Source organism: Pseudomonas sp. Z4-20 (genome assembly GCF_051131955.1).
GTDB classification, from domain to species: domain Bacteria; phylum Pseudomonadota; class Gammaproteobacteria; order Pseudomonadales; family Pseudomonadaceae; genus Aquipseudomonas; species Aquipseudomonas marvdashtae.
Genome location: NZ_CP071641.1, coordinates 3,357,696 through 3,370,239, shown reverse-complemented (window position 1 = coordinate 3,370,239; position 12,544 = coordinate 3,357,696). Strand labels below are relative to the sequence as shown.

17 protein-coding genes are annotated in these 12,544 nt (G+C 61.2%); 6 read left to right on the top strand and 11 right to left on the bottom strand.

The window, feature by feature from the left end:
- Positions 1-83: 83 nt before the first annotated feature.
- The 4 genes from modC to J3P82_RS15190 all read right to left on the bottom strand — a co-directional run bounded on the left by modC (position 84) and on the right by J3P82_RS15190 (position 3,773).
- Positions 84-1,163 (bottom strand): molybdenum ABC transporter ATP-binding protein, encoded by a 1,080-nt coding sequence (modC, locus tag J3P82_RS15205; RefSeq protein ID WP_434557573.1) that lies wholly within the window; start codon positions 1,161-1,163, stop codon positions 84-86.
- A 3-nt stretch (positions 1,164-1,166) separates the two neighbouring features.
- The gene (modB, locus tag J3P82_RS15200; protein WP_434557572.1) at positions 1,167-1,847 is read right to left on the bottom strand and encodes a molybdate ABC transporter permease subunit; all 681 of its coding nucleotides are present in this window, start codon (positions 1,845-1,847) and stop codon (positions 1,167-1,169) included.
- Positions 1,848-2,597, bottom strand: coding sequence for a molybdate ABC transporter substrate-binding protein (gene modA / locus J3P82_RS15195; protein ID WP_434557571.1), 750 nt, complete (start codon positions 2,595-2,597; stop codon positions 1,848-1,850).
- A gap of 114 nt (positions 2,598-2,711) precedes the next feature.
- Entirely contained in the window at positions 2,712-3,773 is a 1,062-nt protein-coding gene (locus J3P82_RS15190; protein WP_434557570.1) for an NAD(P)H-dependent flavin oxidoreductase, read from the bottom strand.
- Positions 3,774-3,919: 146 nt separating this feature from the next.
- Between J3P82_RS15190 and J3P82_RS15185 the strand changes: the two genes are divergently transcribed.
- Entirely contained in the window at positions 3,920-4,408 is a 489-nt protein-coding gene (locus J3P82_RS15185; protein ID WP_434557569.1) for a GyrI-like domain-containing protein, read from the top strand.
- Here the strand turns inward: J3P82_RS15185 and ada are convergent.
- From ada to J3P82_RS15160, 5 genes are all read right to left on the bottom strand, one after another.
- Positions 4,372-5,445 carry a bifunctional DNA-binding transcriptional regulator/O6-methylguanine-DNA methyltransferase Ada gene (ada, locus tag J3P82_RS15180; protein WP_434557568.1) on the bottom strand — a complete coding sequence of 358 codons (1,074 nt, stop codon included), beginning with the start codon at positions 5,443-5,445 and terminating at the stop codon, positions 4,372-4,374. The two genes, J3P82_RS15185 and ada, sit on opposite strands and share 37 nt — an antisense overlap.
- Positions 5,446-5,533: 88 nt before the next feature.
- Entirely contained in the window at positions 5,534-6,214 is a 681-nt protein-coding gene (gene alkB / locus J3P82_RS15175) for a DNA oxidative demethylase AlkB (protein ID WP_434557567.1), read from the bottom strand.
- The gene (locus J3P82_RS15170; protein WP_434557566.1) at positions 6,201-6,920 is read right to left on the bottom strand and encodes a 2OG-Fe(II) oxygenase; all 720 of its coding nucleotides are present in this window, start codon (positions 6,918-6,920) and stop codon (positions 6,201-6,203) included. Before J3P82_RS15170 ends, alkB begins: the two co-directional genes overlap by 14 nt.
- Before the next feature lie 246 nt (positions 6,921-7,166).
- Positions 7,167-7,334, bottom strand: a complete 168-nt coding sequence (locus J3P82_RS15165) for a hypothetical protein (protein WP_434557565.1) — start codon at positions 7,332-7,334, stop codon at positions 7,167-7,169.
- Positions 7,335-7,363: 29 nt separating this feature from the next.
- The gene (locus J3P82_RS15160; RefSeq protein ID WP_434557564.1) at positions 7,364-7,666 is read right to left on the bottom strand and encodes a DUF1883 domain-containing protein; all 303 of its coding nucleotides are present in this window, start codon (positions 7,664-7,666) and stop codon (positions 7,364-7,366) included.
- 205 nt (positions 7,667-7,871) lie between these two features.
- Here J3P82_RS15160 and J3P82_RS15155 point away from each other — a divergent pair, with 205 nt between their 5' ends.
- Positions 7,872-8,222, top strand: a complete 351-nt coding sequence (locus J3P82_RS15155) for a hypothetical protein (protein ID WP_434557563.1) — start codon at positions 7,872-7,874, stop codon at positions 8,220-8,222.
- A 110-nt stretch (positions 8,223-8,332) separates the two neighbouring features.
- On the top strand, positions 8,333-8,563 hold the full coding sequence (locus J3P82_RS15150; RefSeq protein ID WP_186614642.1) for a hypothetical protein: 231 nt from the start codon (positions 8,333-8,335) through the stop codon (positions 8,561-8,563).
- 1 nt (position 8,564) lies between these two features.
- Here J3P82_RS15150 and J3P82_RS15145 read toward each other — a convergent pair whose 3' ends face one another.
- The gene (locus J3P82_RS15145; RefSeq protein WP_434557562.1) at positions 8,565-8,846 is read right to left on the bottom strand and encodes a hypothetical protein; all 282 of its coding nucleotides are present in this window, start codon (positions 8,844-8,846) and stop codon (positions 8,565-8,567) included.
- A 114-nt stretch (positions 8,847-8,960) separates the two neighbouring features.
- Complete coding sequence (locus tag J3P82_RS15140; RefSeq protein ID WP_186614638.1) at positions 8,961-9,176, bottom strand: hypothetical protein; 216 nt, start codon at positions 9,174-9,176, stop codon at positions 8,961-8,963.
- A gap of 232 nt (positions 9,177-9,408) precedes the next feature.
- On the opposite strand from J3P82_RS15140, the gene galU reads away from it, so the two are divergent.
- The 3 genes from galU to ahpC all read left to right on the top strand — a co-directional run bounded on the left by galU (position 9,409) and on the right by ahpC (position 12,520).
- Entirely contained in the window at positions 9,409-10,248 is an 840-nt protein-coding gene (gene galU / locus J3P82_RS15135) for a UTP--glucose-1-phosphate uridylyltransferase GalU (protein WP_003182953.1), read from the top strand.
- Between the two features lie 116 nt (positions 10,249-10,364).
- Positions 10,365-11,720, top strand: coding sequence for a glutathione-disulfide reductase (gene gorA, locus J3P82_RS15130; RefSeq protein WP_434557561.1), 1,356 nt, complete (start codon positions 10,365-10,367; stop codon positions 11,718-11,720).
- 236 nt (positions 11,721-11,956) lie between these two features.
- Positions 11,957-12,520: an alkyl hydroperoxide reductase subunit C gene (ahpC, locus tag J3P82_RS15125; RefSeq protein WP_020294651.1), complete on the top strand. Its 564-nt coding sequence runs from the start codon at positions 11,957-11,959 to the stop codon at positions 12,518-12,520.
- The last annotated feature ends 24 nt before the right edge of the window (positions 12,521-12,544 follow it).

Below are 12,544 nucleotides of genomic sequence, written 5' to 3'. Positions count from 1 at the left end.
AACGAATTCAGTGGCCTGTGAATTCATTGACCGCTGCCCGTTGCGGTCGTGCCGAGATTCTGCTGTCGCCCCAATCCTCAGTGCTACGCCAACACCGCCACCGCCTTGATCTGCGCCCAAAGCACCTGGCCGGGTTGAAGCTCTAACTGGTCCCGGGAGTAACGGGTGATGCGCGCCAGCAGCGGCGTGCCGGCGGCTTCCAGTCGGATCAGGACATGGGCGGCGTTGTCGCCAGCCAGTTCGCTGACCACGGTGACCGGCAAGCGATTGAGAATGCTGGTCTGCGCGTCGTTCGCCAGGCTCAGGCTGACGTCCCGGGCCTGGACCTTGAAGCGCAGCGGCTGGCCGACAGCCATTGGCTGATGGGCGACACGCACTTGGAGCTGGCTGTCGGGCAGTGTCAGGGTGAGCAATTGGTACGCGGGGTCATAGCCGCTGACGCTGCCCTGGATTACCACGCCCGCGTCATCGCCTTGAGCCAGAGGCAGGTCGAGTCGGGCCAGGGTTTCGCCAATCGGGCCGCTGGCCAAGGCACGGCCGGCGTCGAGCAGGACGATGTGATCGGCCAGGCGCGCCACTTCGTCCTGGGAATGGCTGACGTAGAGGATCGGTATGTCCAGCTCATCATGCAGCCGTTGCAGGTACGGCAGGATTTCATTCTTGCGCCGCGTATCGAGAGCCGCCAGTGGCTCATCCATCAGCAACAAGCGTGGGCTGGTGAGCAGGGCGCGGGCGATGCCCACGCGCTGGCGTTCGCCGCCGGACAGGTTGTGCGGTCGCCGGTCGAGCAAATGCCCGATGCCCAGCAGTTGCGTCGCGTGGTCCATGTCCACGCGTCGCTGCGCCGGTGCCACCCGCTTGAGACCGAATGACAGGTTGTCGCTTACCGACAGGTGCTCGAACAGGCTTGCCTCCTGGAAGACGTACCCCAGCGCGCGATGATGGGGCGGCACGAATATGCCGCGCTCGCTGTCCTGCCACACCTGGCCATTGACCTCGACGAAACCCCGCGCCGGCCGCTCCAAGCCGGCGATGCAGCGCAGGCACGTGGTCTTGCCGGAGCCGGACTCGCCATACAGCGCCGTCACGCCATTGCCAGGCAGCTGCACGTCCAGGTCCAGGGAAAAATCTCCACGGCTGAGTTGAAATCTCGCCTGGATCATCGATCAGCTCCAACCCGCGCGTGCCCGGCGGCTGGAGTACAACGCCAGCAGCACCAGGAAGGAAAACACCAACATCGCCGCCGCCAGCCAGTGGGCTTGGGCGTATTCGAGGGCTTCGACATGGTCGTAGATCTGCACCGACACCACCCGCGTCTTTTCCGGGATGTTGCCGCCGATCATCAGTACCACGCCGAATTCGCCGACGGTGTGGGCGAAACCGAGAATCGCCGCAGTGATGAAACCGGGCCGGGCCAGGGGCACGACCACGCTGAAAAACGTGTCCCAAGGGCCGGCGCGCAGGGTGGCGGCGACTTCCAGCGGACGGCTGCCGATGGCGGAAAAAGCGTTCTGCAACGGCTGCACCACAAAGGGCAAGGAGTAAATTACCGAGCCAATCACCAGTCCAGTAAAGCTGAAGGTGAGGGTGCCCAAACCGAGCGACTGGGTAAACTGGCCGATCCAGCCATTGGGCCCCAACGCCAGCAGCAGATAGAAGCCGATAACAGTGGGCGGCAGCACCAGCGGAAGGGCGACTACCGCGCCCACAGGCCCGCGCAGCCACGACTGGGTGCGCGATAGCCACAGCGCAATGGGCGTGCCGATGAGCAGCAGGATGACCGTGGTCAGCGACGCCAGTTTCAGGGTCAGCCAGATGGCGGCGTAGTCGGCACTGGTCAGCGGCATTTAGCGTTGATAACCGTAGGCTTGGATGATCGCGGCGGCTTTTGGACCCTTGAGATACTCCAATAGCGCGAGGGCGGCGGGGTTGTCCCGGCCTTTACCGAGAATCACCGCGTCCTGCTTGATCGGATCATGCAGTTCGGGCGGGACGACCCACGCTGAACCGCTCGCCAGCTTGCCGTCTTTGTAGACCTGGGACAGGGCCACGAAGCCCAGCTCGGCATTGCCCGTGGAGACGAACTGATAGGCCTGGGTAATGTTCTGGCCTTCGACGATTTTGTTTTTGACGTGCGCGGTCAACCCAAGTTTTTCGAGTACCTGGGTGGCGGCCAGCCCGTAGGGCGCGGCTTTCGGGTTGGCGATGGACAGATGCTGGAATGCATTGTCCCGCAGGACTTGGCCCGCGCTGTCGACATAACCGGCCTTGGCCGACCATAACGCCAGCGTGCCGATGGCGTAGGTGAAGCGCGAGCCCTTGAGCGCATCGCCTTCGCTTTCCAGCCTGGCCGGCGTCGTGTCGTCGGCGGCGAGGAAGACCTCAAACGGCGCGCCGTTCTTGATCTGGGTGTAGAACTGCCCGGTCGCGCCAAAGGCGGCTGTCAGTTTGTGGCCGGTGTCTTTTTCAAAATCGCTGGCGATAGCTTGCATCGGCGCGGTGAAGTTGGAGGCAACGGCGACCTGCACTTCCTCGGCTTGGGCAGTGACAATGACCAGCGGGATCAGCAGCAATGGCGCAAAGCGGGTGAGGCGCATGAAAGAGGCTCCGGGGGACGGTTTCGCTATATAGCGGAATATATAGCGAATACACGACAAACGGAACGCTGCATTTTTGGGAGCGGCCTTGCTCGCGTAGACGTCGCTGTCCAGTCAGCCCTTGAACCGGGCCAGCGCTTCCTCGGCCAAGCGCCGGGTCAGCTCGCCGCTCGGCAGCTCGTGACCCATGGGAAAAGCCTGGCCAGCCCAGAGATTGGCGAAGTCCGCGTCATCCTTGGCACGCAAGGGCATCAGTGCGCCGCCCGCCAGGGGGAACGCCGGCGCGAGCGGGCTCATCGGGCCGACTTCACGCATCACCCGGTTGACGATGCCCCGGGCGGGGCGACCGGTGAACAGGTTGGTGACGGCGGTCTGGCTTTCCTTGGCCGTGCGCAGCGCTTGGCGATGGGAGTCGCTGATCTTGGCTTCTGGGGTGAACAGATAGGCGCTGCCCAGTTGCACCGCCGACGCGCCGAGGGCGAACGCCGCGACGATCCCCCGCGCATCGCCAATACCGCCGGTGGCGATAACCGGAACTTTCACCGCGTCCACCACCTGCGGCAGCAAGGCGAACAGGCCCACTTGGGTGTTGAGGTCGTCGCTCAGGAACATCCCGCGATGGCCGCCGGCTTCATAGCCCATGGCGATGATCGCGTCGCAGCCATGTTGTTCAAGCCAGATGGCTTCCTCGACGGTGGTGGCCGAAGAAAGGATTTTCGCGCCGGTGGCCTTGACGCGATCCAGCAACGATTTTTCCGGAAGGCCGAAATGAAAGCTCACCACCTTGGGTCGCATTTCTTCCAGCACCCGACAGGCCGCATCGTCGAACGGAGTGCGATTGGACATGGGCGTCGGCGCCTCGAAATCGGCGCCCAGCTCTTGGTAGTAAGGCTTGAGGTGTTGCTTCCAGGCCGCGGCCCGTTGTTCGTCGAACGCTGGCGGCTGGTGGCAGAAAAAATTCACGTTGAAGGGGTTGTCGGTCTGTTCGCTGATCGTCGTCAGCGCCTGGCGCAGTTGCTCCACATCCAGCATTGCCGCCGGCATCGAGCCCAGCCCGCCGGCATTGCAGGTGGCGACCACCATGGCCGGACCGGTCACCCCGGCCAACGGCCCCTGGATGATGGGAAGCTCGATCCCGAGCTGGTCAAGAATGCGCGTGTCTGGCCACTGGCTCATGTACGGGTCTCCGACGGCAGAAGGAAACAACGTTTTTAGCAGGTGTGACCCGGCCGAGGCCAGTCGAGTTTTTCAATCGGTACGCGGGTTTGTTCCTGGCGATGGGATGGGTACCATGCGGCTTCAATCATCAAGGAGCCTGACCCATGGACGTGAAACTCAAGACAGTCGAACCGTTCACCGTTGCCGGCCTGCAGGTGCGCACCCGCAACTCCGAGGAGCAACAGGGCGACGCGGCGAGGATCGGCCCGATGTGGCAGCAATTCTTCACCGAAGGACTGTTCGAAAAAGTCCCGGCCAGGCAGTCGGAATCGTTCGTCTATGGGGTGTATTCCGACTATGAGTCCGACGCGACCGGCTACTTCAACGTAACTGCTGGTGTCGAGGTCGATGCCACCAGCGCAGGCTACCCCGCCGTTAACGTCGAGGGCGGGGATTACCTGGTGTTCTCGGCCAAGGGGCCGATGCCTGACTGCGTGATAGAGGCGTGGGGCTTGATCTGGGCGTATTTCGCCGACAACCCGCAGACCCTGCGTCGTTTCACCACCGATTTCGAGGTGTACAGCGCCCCCGACTCGGTCGCGATCTACATCGGCGTTCAGTCTTCGGACGAGCGTTCAAGCGCCAGCAACTGACGCTTGCGCTCCACGCCCCAGCGATAGCCCGACAGGTTGCCGTCGCTGCGCACCACCCGGTGACAGGGGATGGCTACCGCGAGGCTGTTGGCGCCGCAGGCCTGGGCCACGGCGCGCACCGCCTTGGGCAAGCCGATGCGCATGGCAATTTCGGCGTAGCTGGCGGTGCTGCCTGGCGGGATCTCCCGCAGGGCTTGCCAGACCCGCTCCTGAAATGCCGTGCCGCGTAGATCCAGTGGCAGGTCCAAGCCCAGCGCCGGCGCTTCGATGAAGCCCACCACCTGGGCTATCAACTGCTCGAATTCCCGGTCGGCACCGATCAGGTTTGCCCTGCGGAACTTGTCTTGCAGGTCGCGCACCAGGACATCCGGATCGTCCCCCAGCAAGATCGCGCACACGCCACGCTCGCTTTGCGCCACCAGGATCGCCCCGAGGGAGCACTGGCCGACGGCGAAGCGAATGTCGGTGTTCTGCCCGGCGGCACGGTAGTCGGCGGGTTTCATGCCGAGGACTTTATCGGCGGCTTCATAAAACCGGCTGTTGGAATTGAACCCTGCGTCGTACAGCGCTTCGGTGACTGTCCCGGCATCGGCCAGGCGTTCGCGCACTTTGCTTGAACGGTGGGCGGCGGCATAGGCTTTGGGCGTCAGGCCGGTAACGGCCTTGAAGACCCGATGAAAATGGAACGGGCTCAGGCCCGCGGCTTCGGCCAGTTCACTGAGCCCAGGAAGGTTTTCAGCTGCCTCGATCTGCCGGCAAGCGGCCGCGACCCGCGCCGCTTGCTGCGCGGCGATCTGCGTCTGATCCCTGGCCACCCGTTTGCTGGGACGATACCCGGCTGCCTGGGCCTGTTCCGGTGTGTCGAAGAATTCGATGTTGCGCGGGTTGGGCAGGCGCGACAGGCTGCTGGGGTGGCAATAGATGCCGGTGGTTTTCACGCCATAGACGAATTGCCCATCGGCGCGCGGGTCCCGAGCGAGCACGGCGGCCCAGCGCGGGTCGAGTTCAGGGGCGAGGGTGTTTGAAGTGTTGTTCATGGTTGTTCTGTCCATTGGCCCGTTTTGCCTACGATAGCGAGCCCGCATGGCGGCAACACTCCGGGTCTTGCGGTTGAATTCTGCACCTTCACCCGGCGGTGCGAAACGTCAGGTTGATCCGCTGGGCGCCCAGTTGCGGATGCTCTCCTTGCTTGAGTGGCAGCACGCCGTGATAACGCAACCGATCCACGCCGCCCCAGACCACGATGTCGCCGTGAAACAGCGGGACCCGCAAGCTTTTGTCGCTGCGCTCGAAGCCGCCGAATTGGAACACCGCCGGCAGGCCCAGGGACATCGAGACGATAGGAGCACTGAGGGAGCGTTCGTTCTTGTCCTGGTGCAGCGACATCCGCGCGCCGGGCACGTAGCGGTTGATCAGGCAGGCATCGGGTTCAAAATGCTCGAACTGTGCCTGCCGGGCAGCGGCGCGCGCCAGCTCCCGGAACACCGCCGGCATGTCTGGCCAGGGTTGGCCTGTCTGCGGATCATGGGCCGTGTAACGGTAGCCGCTGCGGTCAGTGGTCCAGCCGAGCGCGCCGCAGCTGCTCAAGGCGACCGACATGGTAAAGCCGCCGGGCGTGACCATTTGCCGGAACGGTGCGGCCTGCAAGACCGCATCCAGCGCCGGCAGCAACCGATCGAGCCAGGGCAAGGCAAACCCGCGCAGCACGAAGGACTGCTCGCCGATCTGTTCGGTCTGGCCAGGCGTGGTGGGCGCCTGGTCGGCGAACAGGTCCAGGGTGATGGGCGTATCGTCATTGCGCATCATGAAAAATGATCCCGAGTGTATGCCGGCGGCCGCTGAGCACGCGGCTGACGCCGTGGCGCAAGTTCACCCGATAATAACCGCGAACGCCTTTGACGGGTCGCTGGTGCACGGCAAACACCACGGCGTCGCCCTGTTTCAGATCGATGACCTGGGGACGCGACTGCATGCGCGGACGTTGCTCGGTCAAGACAAACTCGCCACCGGTAAATTCCTGGTCCGGTTCCGACAGCAGGATCGCCACCTGCAAAGGGAACACGTGCTCACCGTACAGATCCTGATGCAGGCAGTTGTAATCCTGCGGGCCGTATTGCAACAGCAAGGGCGTGGGCCGTTGTTGCCCGGCAGCGTGACAGCGCTGGACGAAATCGGCGTGCTGGTCGGGATATCGCACCGGTAAACCCATGCATTCATTCCAGCGGTTAGCCAGCGGCACCAGGAGCGGATACAGCGATTGACGCAGTTGTTGGACGGCCTCAGGCAGCGGGTAACGAAAATACTGGTACTCGCCACGGCCGAATCCATGACGCGCCATGATCACCCGGGAACGAAACAGCCCCGGGTCGCTGTACAAGCCGCGCAGCTCCAGGCACAGCGCTGCCGGCAGCAGCTGGCGAACGATCGCGCAGCCGTCCTGGTCGAGGCTTTGTTCCAGGGCGGGCCAGTCAAGGTCATTAATGCGTTGGATCAGCGATGACGTAGAGGACATGAGTGCAATCCTTATGGACGGACTGATCAGTCTGTGGAGCGCTGCGTTGCCGGGCACTCCGATTCTTGCGGTATTGAAAAGCTTTCTGTGGCGAGGGAGCTTGCTCCCGCTGGGTGGCGAAGCCGCCCCAATCAGGCAGCAGGAGCCATTAGATGTACCGCGTTGACGCATTTTGCGACTGCTGCGCAGCCGAGCGGGAGCAAGCTCCCTCGCCACAAAGGCATCTTGTCCCGCCGGGTGCCACGCTCAGAGTGACTTGCTGACCTTGAGGTCGCTGATCACATCGCTTTCGCCATGCAGCTTCTCCAGCTCTGCCAAGGCTTCTTCCTCGGTGCCATTTTTCAGTTGCGCGAACTCGAAGCGGCGTTCGCCGTTGAGTTTGTACTTGATCACGTATTTGGTTGTCTGGGCCACGGTCTGTCCTGTCTTCGGCACGGGGCGGCTCAGCTCAGTTTCGAGCTGGAGCGCCGGATGATCTTGATTTTGTGGGTCAGGGTCGGCTTGCGTGTGACGCTGATAGCGCGATGGTTGACGGTGTCGATGGTAATGTTCCAGAAACCGGTGCTCGGCGCGGTAATCTTGGCCGGGAACGTGTCGAATGCGCCGCCATGGTAAGTGTGCCGGCCACCGTTCTTGAAACTACGGAAATTGGCGTCGTTCATCAAACGGATGTTGCACATTTGGGAGCATTCGATAACGACGATATCGTCCTCGTTGAGGTGCTCGCGCTGGTGGATGAATTTCATAAGCGCCTCCAGAAGGGCATTTCTTGCAAGTCAAGACGGTAAGGTGGAGCAATAATTATGGCGCGCAGTTTATCAGCACCGCGGGTTAATATCCGTCCCCCGTTCCAGGTGCCGTCCATTTACTGCGCGCGGGCGGATAAAAAACGCAGAGCGCCGGAGAAAAACGGCATTTGTATTGTCGGAGGGTCTTTACCGGAGGAATCATATGAAGCGAAGCGTGTGGGTATTGGCCTTGGCCTTGGGTGGATGTGCATCGGTATCGGACATCAACCAGTCGCCTCCCACCATGAGCGTCATCTCCGGGAAGAAACCCCATGAATACGCCAAGTGCGTGGCCGACAAGTTGCTGAAGACCCGTGGCCCGCTGCAGATGGAGCCGCACAAGAACGGTGTCCGGATGATCGTCCCGGGCAAGCTGTCGGCGCTGCCGGCCGCGGTATTCGACATTGACGAGCGCTCCAGCGGCAGCAGCATCAAGTTGCACGAAAGCCTGTCCAACGTGCCGGTGCGCCCGGGTGATGTGCAGGACGCGGCCAACGCTTGCATCTCCGGCTGAGCACGGCTCGGCCTGACGAGCAGGCCGGGCATCGGTTAAGCTGCGCCCTCGACAAAAATAATGCCGCCACGGTGAACGTTGGCGGCATTGTCATTTATGGAGTTGAGTCGATGAAACGCGAGCAGGTGCGCGAGCGCCACGCAGAAGGGTTGATCCACGCCACCCATGTGATCCAGAACCCTGGAAGCCCAGGCGAGTGGATCGTATTTTTCAAGAAAAGCGCCGGGCGCAGTTATTTCCTGGTGGATGACCAGGACGAAGTCGAATCTTTCAGCCGGCTCGACGACCTGATCGAGACCCTGAGGGGCTTGGGCATCAAGTTCGCCGAGATCCACATCTAGATTATTTACATACCACTAGCACGCTACGGCTGGTGAAGTTGCCGATGTCGACGCCAAGGGTTTTCTCGCTTTCCTTGGCCTGTGGCGTGCCGTCGGTGCCGACGATGCGGTAGCCCGTACCGGCACAGGACGCATCGGCTTTTTCGTAACAAGTCGCCCAGGAGTTGGCCTCGCCCGAACAATCGATGGTCAGGCCCTGTTCGCCGTTATCCATATAGGTCTTTTGTGCCGAGGCACAGCCTGCCAAGGCCAGGACTGCGAACAGCACCAGGATTTTTTTCATGGGATCGTCATCGAGAAGGGAAGGAATGGCGCGAGATTATAGCGAATGGCCATTCCGGTACAGCTAAACCACGTTCCCCATCAAGACAACCTGGCCTCGATGGGGATCGATCGATTACTTCTTGCGGCGATTATTGCGCGCGGGCGCCTGCTCACGCTCCCGAGGGGCCGGGGCAGAGCGTTCGTCCTGGAAAACCGCGGCCACTTCAACCGCCATGGCCTTGCTGGGCAGGGGGCCGGCGACTTGCTCGCCATGGTAGTTGGTAATCCACCATTGGCCGTCCTTGTCCTGGCTGACCGAATAACCGTTTGCGTTCTGTGTTGCCGACATCTAGCTGCCTCGTTGGCGGGATCAAGGCCGCCATAATACGCCAAATGCTCGCAAACAGCGCTCAGGGGCGTACAGTGGGACCGCTGGAGCCATCGGAACGAAAGGGGATTGAACTATCCGACGGTTTATTTCTCTATGATGGCATCGGTTGGCCAGTGCAGGCATTGTAAGGCGCCTGCTGGCTGATTAGACTGCGCCGAAACTCGTACATACCGCCTTTTCAAGGACTTATATGATCAAGAAATGCTTGTTCCCAGCAGCCGGTTACGGTACTCGCTTCCTGCCAGCGACTAAAGCCATGCCCAAAGAAATGCTGCCGGTGGTGAACAAGCCACTGATCCAGTACGGCGTCGAAGAAGCCCTTGACGCAGGCCTGACGGAAATCTCCATCGTCACCGGCCGTGGCAAGCGCGCCCTGGAAGACCATTTCGACATCAGCTACGAGTTGGAAAACCAGATCAAGGGCACCGACAAGGAGAAATACCTGGTCGGCATTCGCAAACTGCTGGACGAGTGCTCGTTCTCCTACACCCGCCAGACTGAAATGAAAGGCCTGGGCCACGCGATCCTGACCGGCCGCCCGCTGATCGGTGACGAACCGTTCGCCGTAGTGCTGGCGGATGACTTGTGCGTCAACCTGGAAGGCGACGGCGTACTCACCCAGATGGTCAAGCTGTACAAGCAGTTCCGCTGCTCCATCGTGGCGATCCAGGAAGTCGATCCGCAGGAAACCAACAAGTACGGCGTGATCGCCGGTGAAATGATCCGCGACGATATCTACCGCGTTCACAGCATGGTTGAAAAGCCGAAGCCGGAAGATGCACCGTCGAACCTGGCGATCATCGGCCGCTACATCCTGACCCCGGACATCTTCGACCTGATCGAACAGACCGAGCCAGGCAAGGGTGGTGAAATCCAGATCACCGACGCCTTGATGAAACAAGCCCAGAATGGCTGCGTGATGGCCTACAAGTTCAAGGGCAAGCGTTTCGACTGCGGTGGCGCCGAAGGCTACATCGACGCGACCAACTTCTGCTTCGAAAACTTCTACAAGACTGGCAAGGCTTACTGATAGCCTGGCCACACCTTGAAAAAAAACGCCCCGACTGGTTCGGGGCTTTTTTTTTGTCTGGCTGCTCCCAGGCAGGAACAGCAGGTATGCTGACGGCCTGCCGAAGGAGATAGAAGATGGCCTACGATTTTGATCTGTATGTGATTGGCGCCGGTTCCGGCGGTGTTCGAGCCGCACGGTTTGCCGCCGGTTTTGGCGCGAAGGTAGCCGTGGCGGAAAGCCGTTACCTGGGCGGTACGTGCGTGAACGTGGGCTGCGTGCCGAAAAAGCTGCTGGTCTACGGCGCGCACTACGCCGAGGACTTCGAACAAGCGTCGGCCTATGGTTGGACAGCAGGCGAGGCGAGTTTCGACTGGGCCACGCTGATCGCCAACAAGGATCGCGAGATCAATCGCCTCAACGGCATCTACCGTAACCTGCTGGTCAACAGCGGCGTCACGCTGCATGAAGGCCACGCGAAGATTACCGGTCCTCACGAAGTCGAGATCAACGGCCAACGCCATACCGCCCAACACATCATGATCGCCACGGGCGGCTGGCCGGTGATTCCGGACATTCCAGGGCGCGAGCACGCCATCAGCTCCAACGAGGCGTTTTTCCTCAAGTCGCTGCCCAAGCGCATGCTGGTAGTGGGTGGCGGCTATATCGCGGTGGAGTTCGCCGGGATTTTCCATGGCATGGGCGCGCAGACTTCCTTGCTGTACCGCGGCGACTTGTTCCTGCGCGGCTTCGACGGCGCGGTGCGCAAACACCTGGCCGAGGAGCTGCAACGCCGTGGCCTCGATTTGCAATTCAAGGCCGACATCCAGCGTATCGACAAGGAGACCGACGGCAGCCTGAAGGTGACGCTCAAGGACGGTCGCACGCTGGCCACCGATTGCGTGTTCTATGCCACTGGCCGCCGCCCGATGCTCGACAACCTTGGCCTGGAGAACACCGGGGTCACGCTGGACGACAAGGGTTTCGTACAGGTCAACGAAAAGTACGAGACCGCCGAGCCGTCGATCCTGGCCATTGGCGACGTGATCGGTCGCGTGCAGCTGACACCGGTCGCGCTGGCCGAAGGCATGGCGGTGGCGCGCCGCCTGTTCAAGCCCGAGCAATATCGCCTGGTGGATTACCGGATGATCCCCACGGCCGTGTTCAGCTTGCCGAATATCGGCACCGTTGGCTTGACCGAGGAGCAAGCCCGCGAAGAGGGCCACGAAGTGCAAATCTTCGAAAGCCGTTTCCGGCCGATGAAACTGACCCTCACCGAATGTCAGGAACGCACGCTGATGAAGCTGGTGGTCGATGCCAGGACCGACAAGGTGTTGGGTTGCCACATGGTCGGGCCGGATGCTGGGGAAATCGTCCAAGGACTGGCGATTGCCCTGAAGGCGGGCGCCACCAAGCGCGACTTCGACGAAACCGTCGGCGTTCATCCAACCGCCGCCGAAGAATTCGTCACCATGCGTACACCCACCGCCTGACCAACGCCCCTCAAGACACAAGGCTGCGATCCATCGGTCCAGCCTTGTGAACTGTTTGTCGGCTGCCACGATCAACAGATCGCCGCCTTCGGCAGCTTCTACAGATTTCTTCTATCTATATAGATTCCTGATAGCCAAAACCAATCATTCGCATGAGGTTTGCCAATGAGCCATCGGAGGAATGAGTGGCTAAGATTCACCTCATCAACTTTTCAACCCCTGACGGAGAGTCAACGATGCCTATCATCAACAGCCAAGTTAAACCGTTCAAAGCGACCGCTTTCAAAAACGGCGCTTTCGTCGAAGTCTCGGACGCCGACCTGAAAGGCAAGTGGTCTGTCGTATTCTTCTACCCAGCTGACTTCACCTTCGTTTGCCCAACCGAGCTGGAAGACCTGGCCGACAACTACGCCGAATTCCAGAAGCTGGGCGTCGAGATCTACAGCGTGTCGACCGACACTCACTTTGCCCACGCTGCCTGGCACAACACCTCGCCAGCCATCGGCAAGATCCAGTACACCATGATCGGCGACCCGACCCTGACCATCTCCCGCAACTTTGACGTGCTGATCGAAGAAGCCGGCCTGGCGGATCGGGGTACCTTCGTGATCAACCCTGAAGGCCAGATCAAGATCGTTGAAATCAACGACGGTGGTGTAGGCCGTGACGCTTCCGAGCTGCTGCGCAAGATCAAGGCTGCTCAGTACGTTGCTGCTCACCCAGGCGAAGTCTGCCCAGCCAAGTGGAAAGAAGGCGAGGCCACCTTGGCTCCGTCCCTGGACCTGGTCGGCAAGATCTAAGTCTGTGAGTCATCCGAGGGCGAT